The sequence below is a fragment of the Sporosarcina sp. Marseille-Q4943 genome (assembly GCF_943736995.1).
In the GTDB taxonomy this organism is placed as follows: domain Bacteria; phylum Bacillota; class Bacilli; order Bacillales_A; family Planococcaceae; genus Sporosarcina.
This window is the reverse complement of the sequence record NZ_CALSFT010000002.1, coordinates 913,558-929,990: the sequence shown is the minus strand read 5'-3', so window position 1 is coordinate 929,990 and position 16,433 is coordinate 913,558. Positions and strand designations below refer to the sequence as shown.

Annotated in this window: 13 protein-coding genes; 1 reads left to right on the top strand and 12 read right to left on the bottom strand. The window is 47.6% G+C overall.

Translation table 11 applies throughout. The annotated features are described in order from the left end of the window. From NIT04_RS04495 to NIT04_RS04440, 12 genes are all read right to left on the bottom strand, one after another. Positions 1-861, bottom strand: coding sequence for a branched-chain amino acid ABC transporter permease (locus NIT04_RS04495; RefSeq protein ID WP_252502403.1), 861 nt, complete (start codon positions 859-861; stop codon positions 1-3). A gap of 13 nt (positions 862-874) precedes the next feature. Then, positions 875-1,582, bottom strand: coding sequence for an ABC transporter ATP-binding protein (locus NIT04_RS04490; RefSeq protein WP_252502402.1), 708 nt, complete (start codon positions 1,580-1,582; stop codon positions 875-877). Then, positions 1,560-2,333 carry an ABC transporter ATP-binding protein gene (locus NIT04_RS04485; RefSeq protein ID WP_252502401.1) on the bottom strand — a complete coding sequence of 258 codons (774 nt, stop codon included), beginning with the start codon at positions 2,331-2,333 and terminating at the stop codon, positions 1,560-1,562. Before NIT04_RS04485 ends, NIT04_RS04490 begins: the two co-directional genes overlap by 23 nt. A gap of 107 nt (positions 2,334-2,440) precedes the next feature. After that, complete coding sequence (locus NIT04_RS04480) at positions 2,441-3,703, bottom strand: substrate-binding domain-containing protein (RefSeq protein WP_252502400.1); 1,263 nt, start codon at positions 3,701-3,703, stop codon at positions 2,441-2,443. Between the two features lie 338 nt (positions 3,704-4,041). Then, positions 4,042-7,242, bottom strand: a complete 3,201-nt coding sequence (locus tag NIT04_RS04475; protein WP_252502399.1) for a BTAD domain-containing putative transcriptional regulator — start codon at positions 7,240-7,242, stop codon at positions 4,042-4,044. Positions 7,243-7,394: 152 nt separating this feature from the next. Continuing rightward, positions 7,395-8,996, bottom strand: coding sequence for a gamma-glutamyltransferase family protein (locus NIT04_RS04470; protein ID WP_252502398.1), 1,602 nt, complete (start codon positions 8,994-8,996; stop codon positions 7,395-7,397). 264 nt (positions 8,997-9,260) lie between these two features. After that, positions 9,261-10,193 (bottom strand): nucleoside hydrolase, encoded by a 933-nt coding sequence (locus NIT04_RS04465; RefSeq protein WP_252503189.1) that lies wholly within the window; start codon positions 10,191-10,193, stop codon positions 9,261-9,263. Between the two features lie 21 nt (positions 10,194-10,214). Continuing rightward, positions 10,215-11,102 carry a ribokinase gene (gene rbsK / locus NIT04_RS04460; protein WP_252503188.1) on the bottom strand — a complete coding sequence of 296 codons (888 nt, stop codon included), beginning with the start codon at positions 11,100-11,102 and terminating at the stop codon, positions 10,215-10,217. Positions 11,103-11,118: 16 nt separating this feature from the next. Further along, a complete protein-coding gene (locus NIT04_RS04455) occupies positions 11,119-12,093 on the bottom strand; it encodes a LacI family DNA-binding transcriptional regulator (protein ID WP_252502397.1) in 975 nt (324 codons plus the stop codon). Positions 12,094-12,182: 89 nt separating this feature from the next. Next, a complete protein-coding gene (locus NIT04_RS04450) occupies positions 12,183-13,415 on the bottom strand; it encodes a NupC/NupG family nucleoside CNT transporter (RefSeq protein ID WP_252502396.1) in 1,233 nt (410 codons plus the stop codon). Between the two features lie 395 nt (positions 13,416-13,810). After that, positions 13,811-14,062, bottom strand: a complete 252-nt coding sequence (locus NIT04_RS04445; RefSeq protein ID WP_252502395.1) for a spore coat protein — start codon at positions 14,060-14,062, stop codon at positions 13,811-13,813. 12 nt (positions 14,063-14,074) lie between these two features. Continuing rightward, positions 14,075-14,257, bottom strand: a complete 183-nt coding sequence (locus NIT04_RS04440; protein WP_252502394.1) for a hypothetical protein — start codon at positions 14,255-14,257, stop codon at positions 14,075-14,077. Between the two features lie 160 nt (positions 14,258-14,417). Between NIT04_RS04440 and NIT04_RS04435 the strand changes: the two genes are divergently transcribed. Then, positions 14,418-16,400, top strand: a complete 1,983-nt coding sequence (locus tag NIT04_RS04435) for a methyl-accepting chemotaxis protein (RefSeq protein ID WP_252502393.1) — start codon at positions 14,418-14,420, stop codon at positions 16,398-16,400. Positions 16,401-16,433 lie beyond the last annotated feature (33 nt).

The window sequence follows — 16,433 nt, the reverse complement described above, 5'->3', positions numbered from 1 at the left end:
TCACCCCTTTGCCGTGAAAAGCCCTTGCGGACGGAAAATTAATACGATAGCCATGAGCATCATATTGACCGCAAGTGATAGAGCAGGAACGTAGTACGCCATGTAACTTCCCGCGAGGCCGACGAGAATCGCTGCGAACAACGATCCCGGGAAGCTGCCCATCCCACCGATGACAACGACGATGAACGCCAAAATCGCAAATTCAAAGCCCATTTCCGCATAGATTACCCCGGAATACGGCGCAAACAGAGCACCGCTCAACGCGGCAAGCGCAGCACCGACCATGAAGACGTACAAGAAAACGCGCTTAATATTAATGCCGAGCGCTTGCACCATATCTTTATCCATGACTCCCGCCCTGACAATCAAGCCGATTTTCGTCTTCCGCAAAATGTATTGGAACACGCCGAACACGAGGAAGCCTACGATAATGATGAACAGCCGGTATTTAATGATAAGGACATCCCCGATTTCCCAGCTTCCCGCCAAATACGGCGGCACTTTTGCAGCGATTTGATTCGGACCCCAAACGACTTTCAGCATTTCCGCAAGCACGAGCATGAAGCCGAGCGTAATGAGGATCTGCTGGACATGGTTGCCGTACACCGGCGTAATGATCAGCTTTTCGGTAATGAAACCGAGAATGATTCCTGTAATGATGGCGCCTAGAATGCCGATTATGAAGCTTCCCGACAAAGTATAAAACCAGACGCCCGCATACGCGCCCCATGCGAACAGACCACCATGCGCAAAATTCAGCACGCTCATAAGACCGAAAATGAGCGTCAATCCGGAAGCGAGAAGGAAGATGAGCATGCCCGTCGCCAAACCGTTCACCGTCAAATTGATGAGTAATTCCATCGTGCAGCCCCCTTCATCCGATTCCTAAATATTTTCGTTTCACTTCTTCATTATCGATCAGATCCGCCATCTCGCCTGCATGGACCGTCTCCCCGTCGTCGATGAGCGTATACCGGTCTCCGATACGGCTCGCCATCATGAAGTTCTGTTCCACGAGCACAATCGTCGTGCTCTTCTTCATTTCCGTGATCGCCTCCATCACCGTCCCGATTACAATCGGCGCCAACCCTTTCGATGGCTCATCGATGAGGAGCAGCTTGCTGTCATTGACGAACGCCCGCGCCATCGCGAGCATCTGCTTCTGTCCGCCTGACAGATGCCCTCCGTCCTTCTTCCAGAACTTCTTCAAATCCGGAAACAGCTCGAGGACATACTCCTGCCGTTTATACGCGGCTTCATCTTCCTTCCGCATCGCGACTTTCATATTCTCCTCGACAGTCAAATCTCCAAAGATGCCTTGGTCTTCGGGCACATAGCCGATTCCGCCGTTCGCGATTGTATACGTCGCCTTCTTCGTGATGTCCTGTCCATTGAATTGGATTGTGCCTTTTGAAGCCGGCGTCAAGCCCATGATCGTCTTCAGCGTCGTTGTCTTCCCCGCCCCGTTGCGTCCGAGCAGCACGGTCACTTCGCCTTCACATGCTTCGAATGAAACGCCTTGCAGGATATGGTACTGGCCGATATGCGTATGGATGTCCTCAACTTTCAGCAAGGTTTTCATCGTAAAGCCCTCCCAAATACGCATTTTGCACGGTCTCATTGTCCATGATCTCCTGCGGGCTCCCATCCGCCAGCAGCTTGCCGTTGAAGAGCACCATGATGGAATCCGACAGATCCAAAATCATATCCATTTTGTGTTCGATCAATAAAATCGTCTTCTCGCCGGTCTGTTTGATTTTCCGGATGACATCCAAAATTGCAGGCACTTCTTCGAGAGACATGCCGGCAGTCGGTTCATCGAGCAGCAGCACTTCCGTATCGAGCGCAAGCAGCATCGCGATTTCGAGCTTCCGCTTCTCCCCATGGGACAATTGGCTTGCGATGGCGTCTTCCTTCCCATCGAGCAACACGATTGCAATCAGCTTCTCCGCCTCTTCGATGAGCTGCTTATAATGGAGAAAATGGCGGACCATCTGATAACGAATCCTCTCCTTTGATTGGACTGCCAACCGGACGTTTTCGAGCACGGTCAAATTCGGGAACACATTCGTAATTTGGAATGAACGGCCAAGCCCTTTCCGCGTCCGGGCCACAGCCGATAAGGAAGCCATCGATTCCCCTTTGAAGAAAACATCCCCTTTCGTCGGTTTCAACTCGCCGCTCAATAAGTTGAAAAACGTCGTTTTGCCTGCTCCATTCGGTCCAATGATCGATTTTAAGTGTCGTGGCGGCATTTCAAAATTCACATGCGAAACGGCTGTATGGCCGCCAAATCGGATTGTCAGGTTTTCTGTTCTTATGATCGGTTCCAACCGTTCTCCTCCTTCCCCGTCCATCCTTCTCGAACGGATGAAATATGCGCTTTCATCCGTTTGAGAAGGACAGCAGTGTCACTGTCCTTTTTTATTCCTGCATGTGATCAGTTATTGATCGGCGGCTCGGTTTCTTCAGCAGAAAGCTCTCTAATAAGCACCGGAACTGGGTACGGGACGCCATCTTGCTTTTCAAGCTTGATGGAATAAAGCGTCTGCAATGCTTGGTGATCTTCTGCCCGGAACGTCATCGTCCCTTTCGGTGTTTCGAAGGACATTCCTTCCATCACTTTGATCAGTTCGTTGCCGTCTGCGTTGCCATTTGACTTCGTCAACGCTTCGACAATCGCGATTGCAGCCGACATGCCACCTGGTGTGAACAGATCCGGAACTTCGCCGTTATAGCGCGCCTTATGTTCTTTGACGAGCCAATCATTCACTTCATTGTTAGGAAGCGTGTGATAGTAAACCGAGAACCCTTCCATGCCGACTAAAGGCTCCATGACAGAAAGCGCCGGAATGTCCGGTGCACCTGTCGAGATTTTAATCCCTTTCTCTTGCATCTTCAAATCAGCGATCTGATTCCAAGGCGAGTTCGCCCCAGCCCAGACGACAAATAAATAATCCGGGTCTGCTTCAATGATCTTCTGCAAATTGGATGTGAAATCCGTTGCTGCCGGATCCGCGAATTCTTCGATAATGACTTCTGCTCCTAAAGCTTCAGCCGCTTTTTTGAATGCTGCGACTCCATCCCAACCGAATGAATAATCCGGTGCGAATGTCGCGATTTTCACGCCAGGACCCGCGATGGCTGCTGCTCCCGCGACAGCGTCTTGTGACGAGTTACGCCCTGTTCGGAAAATGAATGGATTGAATTCGGAACCTGTAATGCTGTTCGCTACCGCCGGCTCGACGATCATGATCTTCTCGTACTCTTCCGCTAGAGGCAGAACCGCGAGCGTGTCGCCAGAACTTGAGGAACCGACGAGGAAATCGACTTCGTCTTCTTCGAGAAGCTTCGTCGCTTTTTGAACAGCAACTTCAGGCTTTGTTTCCGTATCTTCAAAGACGACTTCGATTTTCTTGCCTGCGACTTCCATCGTGCCGCCCGTCGCATATTCGAGGCCGAGTTCGAAGCCTTGTTTCGTTTGCTTGCCGTATGACTCTAGCGCTCCGGTCAATGAGGCGAGGACACCGATTTTGATTGTGCCGCCTTCTTCAACGGCGCTGCTTTCTTCTTTGCCGCTTTCTGTTTCTTTCGGAGGCGCGTTTGTAGCCGTCGACGCTTCCCCTTCTTCCGATTTACTGCAAGCCGCACTGATGACGAGCATCATCGCAAATAATAGGACCAACCACAATTTCTTCTTCATACTGCAACTCCTCTCTCCACTCGTTTTGTAAACGCTTTCTTCCTGTCTACTACTCTATTGGATGGGAGTTGCAAAAGAGTTACAGGAAAGTTGAAACTGTTGATTTCCGCTTCGGGCGGACGCTTTCCGCGGGCGTCGCTTCAGCCTCCTCACTTCGCTTTCGCTGCGTTGCGGGGTCTTCTGCTGACGCTTTTCCCGCTGGAGTCGCCGCCCTCCGCTCTAATCAACGGAGCTTCCTGTATCAACCAAGTCACTAAAAAAAGTAATAAAGAAAAGGCTAAGGGAATAATTATCCCTTCACCAAGTAATCTCTATTAATTCAAGGACTCCTTTATGCTCTACAACTCATTCATAATCATCTTGTACATCTGCTCGGTCGTTTCCATCGGTTCGATGGAGAGTTCCTCTTGCAGGACGGTTTGGCATTTTCTGTACCATTTGATCGATTGCGGTCGGTTTTGGAGTTGGTAGTGGGCGTACATGAGCAAGCGGTAGGCTTCTTCCCATGTTTGATCGATCCGTAATAGTTTTTCTGCCCATTCGATCGTTTTGCCGTAGGCTTGCAGTCTCGTATAGGATTGGGCGAGGCGTTCGAGTGCTTGGATGTATAGCTGTTCGACCCCCTCACGTTCCTGGGCAATCCATTCGATGGAGAGTTTTTCCTCGAACAGTTTTCCTTTGTATAACGCTGATGCTTTCAGTAGATGGGTCACTGCTTTATCTGCCTCTTTTTCCGCCATGCCCCTTTTCACGTATTGTTTAAACCGGTCTAGGTCGGTACTAATGTCGGCTTTCGGGTTCAGGCGGTACATCGTCTGTTTGCGAAGGATGAAAAACGGATTTTCCCTTGCGCTCCGATTTGGCTCAATCACTTTCAGCAAGGCGTTCAATGCCACTTTGAAATCCCGGTCGGCACTTTTGTCGTCGGCATCCTCCCAAAGTGCTTGCATGATTTCCTCTTTCGGAACGTACCGGTTTTTATTCAACAGCAAATAAATGAAGATCTCCTTCGACTTATCCCGTTGCCATTTCCGGTCGGCGACTTCTTCGAGTCCGAGATGAATCATGAACGGACCTAGTAGTTGGACGTCGATTTTATAGCCCGGGTGTGAAAGGGTGTCCTCCAGTCCGAGAAGGCGGATGGCGTGGTGGATGCCTGCATGCTCCTTATGGAGGCTCGCGGCTTTAAGCACTAACGGATGGATGGACTGCAGGTCGAATGGGCCGAATATTGTATCGGCCATCAAATAGAAGGAATAATTGTGTTCCGTACAAAGTGTGAAGAACCGTTCGGCATGCTCCGAAAAACGTCGTTCATCATCCGTTCGATCATACAAATTCATTGCCCAAAACGCAGTGACCATTTCTCCGTAAAAATCCCCGCACTCACGGAATAAACGTCCAGCTTCATTCAAATGGCGTTCTGTTTCCGGTTCATCGTTAGCGTAAAAGTGGACAATCGCGAGTCCGATATGAATCAATGCGGATAGCCATCCATCATTGACCCGCTCCGTTTCCCGCAAACCCGCTTCCCCATACCGGATTGCTTCCGCGAATTCTCCTTGCCGCGCTGCAACGATCGACAACCCCATATAGGGCTCGGCATTGCCGCGCGATACGTTCAACTCATCCATCCGCTCAATCGCCCGGAGGTAATGTTCTTTCGCAATCCCGACATCGCCCAGATCGGCTATTATTCTCGCATGGCCCATCCGGATAAGCCCGACCGCTTCGATGAAGCCCGATTTCTCCGCCTTTCCAAGCTGGATTCCTCTTGCGGCACTCTCTAGCGCAAGCTCGTTCTCGCCGATCATCGAGTAGATCAAGGACAGCAAAATATCTGTTTCGCGATGCGAATCTGGCAATGTCGAATCGTTAACTCGTTGGGCCAAGATCGCTTGTGCTTCCCGTAGCTTTCCGGTACGCAGCGCAATCCTCGCGTCCAAATTCCCTTCCCGAAGAATACTATCATCATGAATTTCCTGTTCCACCCATTTTGCAGCGTCTGCAGCTTTCCCGAGGTTAACGAGATTTTCCGCAAATTGCCGCTTTAGCAATTCCATTTCCAATTCGCTAGTCTTGTCGCTCTTCTCGGCGAAAAGAATCGCATTCATTAAATACGGATCCGCGAGACCAGGCTGGATCGTATCGAGATAAATATTCGCGATACCGGCATGAGCACGGCCCGCATAATAATCGTCCCCACACTCCGCCGCCGCCTTACTGCATGCCGAATAGGCCACTCTCGCCTTCTCGTAAAACGCACGATACCGATGCGCTTCCCCCTCGAAATAATGGAGAGGATAGAAAGTTTCAAGTATGTCAGGCGGCAAGCCTTTGAGGATATCAAGCAGCCATTCAAACTGCCCGGCTTTGATTAGACTTGCGCCATTGTCAACGATGATTTTACCGATGAACGAGGGGTCTCCGCTTTTCACCGCATGGGAGATGGCTTGGATCGGGTTTGATTGCCGAATGTAATATTCCGTCGCTTGTTTTTGGGTTGAATAAAATTGCTGCGGATCGACCGCTTGCCATTTCCGCTCCAAAAATTGCTGGAAGAGGGCATGGTACCGATACGTCCCTTCCCCGAGCGACTGGATGAACACATGGCGTTCCGCTAGCTGCTGGAGTGTTCTCGCCGCTTCATTCCCATAAAACTCACTGACAAGTTGCACGGAAAATGTCGGGAAAATAGAGAAGGCCAATAGCCATTCTTTCTCTTCGTCACTCATCCGGTTAAACACTTCCTCGGAAAGATAGGCGAACAACTCATGCAGTGCAGGTTTCATCGCGGTCGGCAAATGGGATTCTCCCCCGGTAAGATGGAGCGCGAGCAAATTGACCGCAATCGCCCATCCTTCCGTCAACCGGATGACGGAAGCAGCCTCCTCCTCCGTTAGCGTCTGATCAAAATAGTCTTCGTAAAAGACCGCCACTTCCTCTTCCGAAAAAAGAAAGTCCTCTTCCGTCAATTCGCATAACTGACCCGTCACTTTCAGCTTGACGAGGCTCGACCAACGCGGACGGTTCCGTGTTGCGACGATGAGATGGACGTTCGGCGGCAATGAACCAATCATCTTTTCGATGAGGTAATTCACTAAAAATACGTGGTCGACATGATGGAAATCGTCTATGACAATGAAAAGGGAGGTATCGATTTCACAAAGCTCATTCATGAAAAGGGCGAGCCATCGTTCAAGGTCCATTTCCTTCGGGTGCAAGGTGGGCTCATCCCATTCGGACAACACAGCCCCGAAACTAGGCACGACACGACGGATGCTTTGCGTTAAGTAGGTGATGAACGGAAGGACGTCATCGTCTTCAACCGTCACGGAATACCAGCTGTATGTCGCGTTCGTGTCATGAAAATACGCGGAAAGTCCCGAACTCTTCCCATACCCCGCTCCGCTATGCAACAACGTCAATTTCACCCGGTCCGCCATCTTCATCTTTTTAATGAATGAAGCTCTCCGCATGTAGGTGGCGGATGGCGTCGGAGGCATCAGTTTGGAAATCAAAATGGGCTTTGTCTGCATCGATTCTCACCTACCCTCGTGTCTCTTTGTAACTAGTTTATCATAAGAAGGTTCTGAATTGGATGACATTGGTAGATAAATATAAAAAAACACCTCCTTTATCGTAAGTCAAATAGGAGGTGTAATCATTTCTTTAGTAGTTTAAGAATTCCTTACCAAACCGCAATCGTTCCATCAGTCCTTGATTCGGTACCGCCGGAAAGGACGCCTGTTTCCGGGTCGCGCCAAATGATCTGCCCGCGACCGAATGATCCGCTGTCCAATGTCGGGACGATTTGATGTCCGAGTCGAGCGAGCGCCTGCGCGATATGGTTCGGGAAGTTTGGCTCGACGTGCACTTTATTCCCTTCGATCCATTGCCAACGCGGTGCGTCCAATGTCGCTTGTGGATTCAGATGGTAGTCGACCGTGTTGACAACGACTTGGAAATGGCCTTGTGGCTGCATGAACCCGCCCATGATGCCGAACGGGCCGACCGCTTGTCCGTCCTTCGTCAGAAAGCCCGGGATGATCGTGTTATAGGAGCGTTTGCCTGGTTTCAATACGTTCGGGTGCGTCGGATCGAGTGAAAAGTCCATGCCCCGGTTTTGAAGTGTAATGCCTGTTCCCGGCACGACGACTCCGGAGCCAAAGCCCATATAGTTTGACTGGATGAAGGAAACCATATTCCCCTCTTCATCAGCGGTCGCCAAATAGATAGTCCCGCTTCTCGGCAATTCATACGGCTCTGGGATTGAAGCGTGCTCTGTAATTTCCGCAGCCCGTTTCTTCGCGTATTCCTTCGATAGCAAATGTTCCACTTCAATCGGCATATCCTTCTCTTCGGTAATGAACGCTTTTCCGTCAATGAAAGCAAGCTTCATCGCCTCGATCTGTTCGTGAAGCGATTTCACATCGTTCAGCACCGCAGGGTTCATTTCAGAGAAGATATTAAGCGCCATAAGCGTCACAACGCCTTGACCATTCGGCGGAATTTCCCAAACGTCATAGCCCCGATAATTTGTCGAAATCGGGTCGACCCATTCAGCTTGATAGTTTTCAAGGTCGGATTTACGGAGGTAGCCATTGTTCTCTGCGACATGCGCGTCAATCGCATCGGCAAGCTCCCCTTTGTAGAAGGACTCCGCATTCGTTTCTCCGATTTCCCGCAATGTCTTTGCGTGGTCCGGCGACTTCCACATTTCCCCGATTTCAGGAGCCCTGCCATTTGGTGCGAACACTTTGAACCATTCTTCAAACTGAGCAGAATCAAGCGATTTATACTTGTTGTAGGCGATTTTCCAATACTTCCCCAATATTGGCGTGAGCGGATACCCTTCTTCCGCATAACGGATAGCTGGCCCAAGCGACTCAATCAACGGCAGATTGCCGAACCGTTTCGCAAGCGCCGCCCATGCAGCAGGAACACCTGGAACAGTGATCGGCTCGTAGCCGAATGTCGGGATTTTCTCATGTCCCGCTTCTTTCATCGCTTCAAGCGTCAAAGCTTCCGGCGCAGGTCCGGACGCGTTCAAGCCATATAGCTTGTCTTTCATCCACACAATCGCAAAAGCATCGCCCCCAATGCCGTTCGTAGTAGGTTCGACGACAGTGAGAGCAGCAGCCGTCGCAATCGCGGCATCCACCGCATTCCCGCCTTTCCGCATAACTTCAATGCCGGCTTGTGACGCAAGTGGTTGCGACGTCGCCACCATCCCTTTCCGTGCGAATACAGTGTGGCGGGTTATTGGGTATGGGTTGTATAAGTAGTCCATGGAAATTCCCCCGTTTTTTCTTCTATTATACGATACTTTCACCAGAATGGATGAAAACTTTAGAATACTTGTACTTCATCTTCGGTGCCTGTGCAGCACACATTTATGACAATTCAAAGAAATTCATAAACATACAAATAAAAGTCAACCATCCCTTGGGACAGTTGACTTATGAAACTCTCTTATACAATTGTAGTGAATAATCTGAATTGTTTGCTGCACAGGCACCGAAACGATTGGCACCGGAAAGATTCTGAAAACTAATTATCTCTTTAAATACTCGAGGAATGTTTGTAGGAATCTTTCAGAGTCTACGCCGACGCAGATGTTGACGTTTGGTTCTTTTTTATAGATGTTTCGGAAGTCGCAGATTGTTTGGCCGTATGTTAATTCGCCTTTCGTCTCTACATCGACGTAATATTTCTCTGTTTGAACGATGCTGGGATCTAAAGCGACACCTACTGACAATGGGTCGTGCATTGCACAGCCGTTAATTCCGTAGAGGTTGATTGAAAATTGTCTGTAATCGACGGTGCTCGTCTTGACGAAATCGTAATACTTCGTGCCTTTCAATTCCTCAATATGCTCTTCTGTTAACAGCACTTGTCTTGTTACGTCCAAACTTACTAGCGTAATGTTCATTCCTGAATGGAAGACAACTTTTGCTGCTTCTGCATCCGCATAAATGTTAAATTCGGATGTCGGGATTGTATTTCCTCTTCCTGACGATTGGACGAGGCCGCCCATCACGATGACTTCTTTCAGCCATTCAGCTAGTCTTGGTTCTTTACGGACTGCCAACGCAACGTTTGTAAGCGGGCCGACCGCGATGAGAGTGAGTTCACCTTTATGCTTTTTCGCTTGCTCGATGATGAAGTCCGGAGCAAAGACGTCATTTTCAGGAAAATCGATGTCAATATGGTCAAGCGCTCCGCCGACACCGTCATTGCCATGTACTCGGAACTCGTGGTAAGGCTCTTTTAAAAGTGGACGGTCTGCACCTTTGTACACTTTGATTTGATCTTCCACTCCTGCTAGCTTCAAGATCCTGTTTGTATTGATGTTCACTTGCTCCAGCGGGACATTTCCGCTAACAGCCGTAATTCCTAGAATATTTAGTTGCTTACTATTCACTCCGTAAAGAATTGCGAGTGCGTCATCCACACCCGTATCAACGTCTAAAATGACTTTTTTCAAATCGCTCACTCTTACTCCTCCTTATGCGTTTACGTTGTTAATGAATGCCTGAACTTCTACATCAGTTGGCATTCCCGTTTGTGCGCCAAGCTTTGTCGTCGAAAGGGCCGCTACTGCATTGCCATATCGGCATGCAGCGTCTACAGGCAACCCTTTGCCTAATGCAACCGCAAATCCAGCGTTGAATGAATCGCCGGCACCTGTAGTATCGACTACGTCAATTGAATAAGCCGGGATATTTAATTCCTCACCATCTAGGAAATAGGAAACACCTTCGCTTCCTTTTGTCAGGATCACTTTCCCAATGAGCTCTGCACGATCATCATCAATCGTTAAATGCTTGAATTCATGTTCGTTCGGAGTCAAATAATCAACCTTCGAGAGTACATCAGCAGGAAGTTCGCGGATAGGAGCTGGGTTCAAGATGACCGTAACTCCGTTCTCCTTCGCGATTTCAATCGCTTTTTGCACACCTTCCAACGGGATTTCAAGCTGAAGGATCAGAATATCGCTCGCCGCGATTACCTCTCTCTTCGCCTCCACGAAAGATGCCGTCACATGATTGTTCGCACCCGGAACGACGATAATATTATTATCTTTTTTAGAAACGATGATGGAAGCGGTTCCTGTCTGATCCGCAACTTGTTCCACATGGCTCACGTTAACGCCTTCACTTTTCAAGTGTTGGAGCAGTTCCTTGCCGAACATATCCTCTCCAACACAGCCGATCAGTTGAACTGCCGCGCCAAGTCTTGCGGATGCGACCGCTTGGTTTGCACCTTTTCCACCCGGATTCATTTGAAACTGTTGACCGAGAATCGTTTCACCCATTTTCGGCAGCTGGTCCGTAATCGTAACGAGATCCATATTAATGCTTCCTACGACTGTTATTTTAGGGGCCTGTCCCATTATCATTTCACCCACCTTACGTTGAATCTCTTTCTATTAATTGAACATCAAACTGATAAAATGTCTTTTTTACATCTTGCCCTTTGATGAGCTTAATGAGCATCTTTGCCGCTTTCTGGCCTAACTCATACAAAGGCTGTTCGATCGTCGTCAATTCCGGAATTGAAGCTTTTGCTAAAGCGATGCCGTCAAATCCGATGATTGAAATATCTTCAGGCACTTTTAATCCGTGCTCATACGCCGCTTTCATCGCACCGATCGCCATCGTATCGTTCGCAGCAAAGATCCCGTCAATGTCGGGATGCCGTCGGAAAAGCTCCAACGTCGCCTCTGTTGCCGTATCCATACGATAGTGTCCATTCACAATATAACTTTCTTGAAACCATTCTTCCCCTGACACGACTTCTCGATAACCTTCGCAACGCTCTTCTGCGTTTATGATTTCAAGAGGCCCTCTTATATGACCAATTTTCCGGCGCCCTTTTTCTTTTAAAAAACGGGTAGCCATTCTCGCGCCTTCTTTATTATCAACGACAATCGTCGGGATATCTTTACTAATCTCCCTGTCTATGCAAACGACAGGGATCGTCAGTTCACGAATCGTTTTTTCTTGTATTGTGTTCGAGGAGATGATGATGCCATCTACGTATTTTTGAAGCAATACGTCTATGTACCGCTGTGCTTTTTCCTCATCTTCATCAGAATTGCATAGGATCACAGTATACCCAAGTTTGGATGCTGTATCTTCAATCGCCCGCGCTAATTCAGGAAAGAACGGATTCATAATATCCGGCAAAATCAATCCGAGCGTGTTCGATTGCTTATTAAACAAGCTTCTTGCAACTTCATTCGGTCGATAGTTCAGGTCCGCGATGGCGGCCTCGACTTTCTTCCGTGTTTCTACACTCACATACCCTTTGTCATTTAACACTCGGGACACGGTTGCAACAGATACGCCCGCATGTTTTGCGACATCTCTAATCGAAGCCATTTCAATCACTCCATTGGTAATTGTCGGTAACCGGTTACACATAGTGTGCATGACAAAGGGTTGTGAGTCAAGATTATCTATTAAATTAATTAGACGAAGAACAATCCTACAATCGCACCGTTTAGCAAGTTCGCTAATGTTGCCGCAATCAAAGCTTTAAAAGCCATTGATTGAATATCTTTTTTACGATTTGGCGCTACACCGATCATGATTCCAAGAATGATTCCGATCGATCCGATATTCGCAAATCCAGACAATGCAAATGTAAGAATTGCAATCGATTTTTCGGAGAATTGCTCCATCATAGTTGAAAGCGATGTGAAAGCAACGAATTCATTCAAAATCATCTTTTGTCCGAGCAAGTTACCAGCAGCTAGTGCTTCGCTCCAAGGAATACCGATAATGAGAGCGATCGGTGCAAAGATATACCCCATGATCGTTTCAAATGAAAGTCCAGGGAATCCAACGAGTGATCCTACGCCGCCTAAAATACCGTTCAACAACGCCACAAGCCCGATGATCGAGATCAAGATGATCCCTGCATTGACAGCGAGGTTCAACCCTTCTCTAGACCCATTGATAATGACATCCATAATGTTGGAGTCTTTTTTAGAATCTCCCATGTAGTCGTCCATCTCTTTCCATTCATTCGGATTGAGAGGGTCTGTTTCAGGAATGATCAGCTTTGCAAGCATTAAGCCTGCAGGTGCGGACATAATCGCTGCGGAAAGCAAGTACTTGATTGGAATGCCCATTGCAGCCAACCCGATTAAGACGGCCCCTGAAACGGAAGCTAATCCACCTACCATGATGGCGAAGATTTGCGATCTTGACATACGGCTAATATACGGTTTAACGGAAATAGCGGATTGTGTCATTCCTAAAAAGATATTCATCGCCGCATTCGTCGATTCTACATAACCTGTTTTCATGAATTTCGAAATTAATCCACCGAGCACTTTTACAAACATCTGCATGATTCCAAAATAATATAGAAGTGAAATCAGAGCAGATAAGAATACCATAATTGTTAGTACATTAATTGCAAATATCGACCCAACCGGGCCGTTTTTATCTGCTAAAGATCCGAATACGAAGGAGAGACCTTCCATCCCATATCCCATCACTTTATTGACACCGTCAGATACAAACTCGACGACCGCCATTCCTGCTCCCCATTTCAGGACGATAAATCCTAAAAGGACTTGCGAGAAGAATCCAACGAGCGCCGTTCGAACATTAATAATCTTTCTGTTTTCAGACATAAGATATGCAATAAAAATAATCACAGCACATCCAAATATCCCCCATAATATACTCATTCCTTATATCCTCCTCGTTTTCGGAAAAAATAGGTAACCGGTTACACATTTTCTATAAAAAAATATGGCAACCTGTTGTTTTTCCTTCTTCTTAGACAAGTTCATCTCTATGTCCAAATACTTCCTCAGTGTGTAACCGGTACCACATTGCGGTGCACGGTTTTCTAAAATAACGTTACTCTAATGAGTATCTCACGCAAATAGTGTAACACATTACTCAAAAAGTGTATTCTATTGGTTTTGGATTGTCAAGATGAAATTTCTTGGTGGAAAATGTTCGACTTTTCATCAAAATTGATCACCTCGTTACTACTTGTCCAAATAAAAAAACCGGCATATCGCACACACCTCGAGGAGTGGATACGATATGCCGGTTTGTCAAAAAATATTGGCTGTTATCCCTGCGTCAACTGTGACTTCACTTGTTGGATTACTTCCTGTGACGCAGGGGCAGCTGGTTTGTAATAACCTTTTCCAAGTGCGTAATTATAGATGGTTCGTTGACGAGACTCGTCCTGATTTCGAAGCTGGATTAACGCTTGACGCAATTCGGAATTATTCGCTTGTGCAATCATGTTAGCGTATGTGGTCAAACTTGCATTTAACCCAGCCAAATAATCGCTCGTCATTTCTTTGTCCTGAAACATATCAAAGACCTCCTATAAAAATGTCAGTAGTTGTTGCTGATTTTCCTTGGCAGCTTGCGCATCTCGCTGGAAGATCGATTGCAATTCCGGATCTTGACAATTTTGCGCATAAAACTCCAACTTTTTCGTAATTAAACTATGCTCTCCTATTAAATGGCGCAAATTCTCCACTTCGAGCTCGGTTAAGTTATTCATTCGTGTGCCTCCTTTACGATTTTCAACCCTATGCTCCCCTGTTTTGAATGAAGTATACGGATAGGTTACGACAAAAAGTTATCTACCACTCACTTGAATTGCGACGGATTATGCCGAAAGAAAACTTATATGGAAAATTCACTAAGGAAGGAATTTTGGCATGGCTAAATCGCTTAAAACAAAAATTATTTTTACTGCGCTCATACTATTCTTTGTAGGCACAGTACTCATGGCCTTCATGCTCAATGGCCAAGTGAAAAAGCGTTCATTGGAAAGCGTCATCGATTCAAGTGACGCCATTTCGAACCAGATCGGACTTACCGTCGAAAACTTTCTGGCGCAATATTCGAAAGGGATCGATGCGCTGACCGATTCGGATGAAATTATAGACTTCACGGGCACTAGTGGTTCAAGTGTCAATGAAGCGGAGCTGTTAAAACGACTCAAGAACTTTTTAGAGGTATATTCAGATGCAACAGCAGCCTATTATGCGCTGCCTTCAAAAGAGACGTTCATCTATCCAGTTGCGGATTTGACAGGATTTGATCCGACGGGCCGCGAGTGGTATCAAAACGCGACTGCAGTACCGGACAGCATCCAATGGTCATCGCCTTACATAGATGAAGTGAGCGGCAACTTCATGATCACTGCTTCCATTGCGGTAAAGAAGAACGGGACGTTACTCGGCGTAGCCGGAGTTGACATCGAGTTGACGGCGATCACCGAAATGCTGAACTCTACATATATCCCATACGATGGATACTCGATGCTTTTTGATGAAAACGGTACAGCGATTTCCCACCCGACAAAAAGCGGGGAAAACTTGATGGAGATTGCCTATGTCAAAGACATGTATGACTCGGATTCCGGGGATATGACGTTCAACGACGAGAACGGCAAGCAGATGGTCAGTGTCCATTCAACCATCCCTGAGTTCGGATGGAAAATCAGCACTGCGTATGAAGAAAATAACCTTATGGAAATGGCGAGGCAGCTTTTCATTTCCATCTTAATTATTTCACTCATCACACTGGCTGTTGTAGGAATTGGCCTGTACTTCCTCATCAGCAGGATGCTGAAGCCGATCGCACGTCTTCGAAGCTTGATGGATGACGTTGCGGAAGGCGATCTGACTGTACAATCAGATATCCGCACGAAAGATGAAATTGGACAGCTCGGAGAAAATTTCAACAAGATGATCGCCAATATGCATGGCATCATTTCCGTCGTCAATCAATCCGCCGATAATGTCAGGGCAAACTCGGAAAACTTGAGTGCAGTTGCAGAAGAGACGAGTGCATCGAGCTCGGAAGTCGCACATGCGATCAATGAAATTGCCCATGGTGCTTCCAGATCAGCGGAAGACGCCGAAACGGTCACTGAAAAGGCCGATGAACTGGGCAGGCAGATAAACGATATTACGGAACGTGCAGTTTCAATGAAAACAATCGCCGAGCAGACAGGCAAGATGAACATAAACGGTCAGACGCAAATGGCCAATCTCCAACAGACATTTGCATCATCAGGCGAGAACTTGAAATCGATGAACGATGCCATTAGCACACTCGGTGAAAAAGTAAAGGAGATCGGCGGCGTCATGGAGACGATTACGGACATCTCCTCACAGACGAACTTGCTCGCACTGAATGCTAGCATCGAAGCGGCACGCGCAGGCGAACATGGAAAAGGCTTTGCTGTCGTTGCTGAAGAAGTCCGGAAGCTAGCAGAGATGTCTGCGCGAGCTACGGAAGAAGTCAAAGAGACTGTCATGCAGTTGCAAGAGGAATCTAGGCTTGTAACAACCCAAATGGATGAAACGATTGCCACTTTCCGTGAACAAGGTACTGTCGTCCATGAAACGGAGGAAACATTCGCTCAGCTGTCCACGTTAATGGTGGAAATGCAGGATTCAATCCAATCGATTTCCATCGAGATCCAGAACGTTTCCCGTCACAAGGATGAAGTAGCAATGACGATTCAGACGATGGCAGCCACTTCCGAAGAAACCGCTGCCGCATGCGAAGAAGTGAGCGCGTCAACAGATGAGCAGCTTCGGGCAATCCAGTCCGTTACGGATGCATCAGAAGTGCTTACGGAATTGAGTGAGAAACTTAAATTGGCAATTGATCAGTTTAAGGTGTAAATTGAAAAATCCCGCTACAGGCTATGTGCCTGG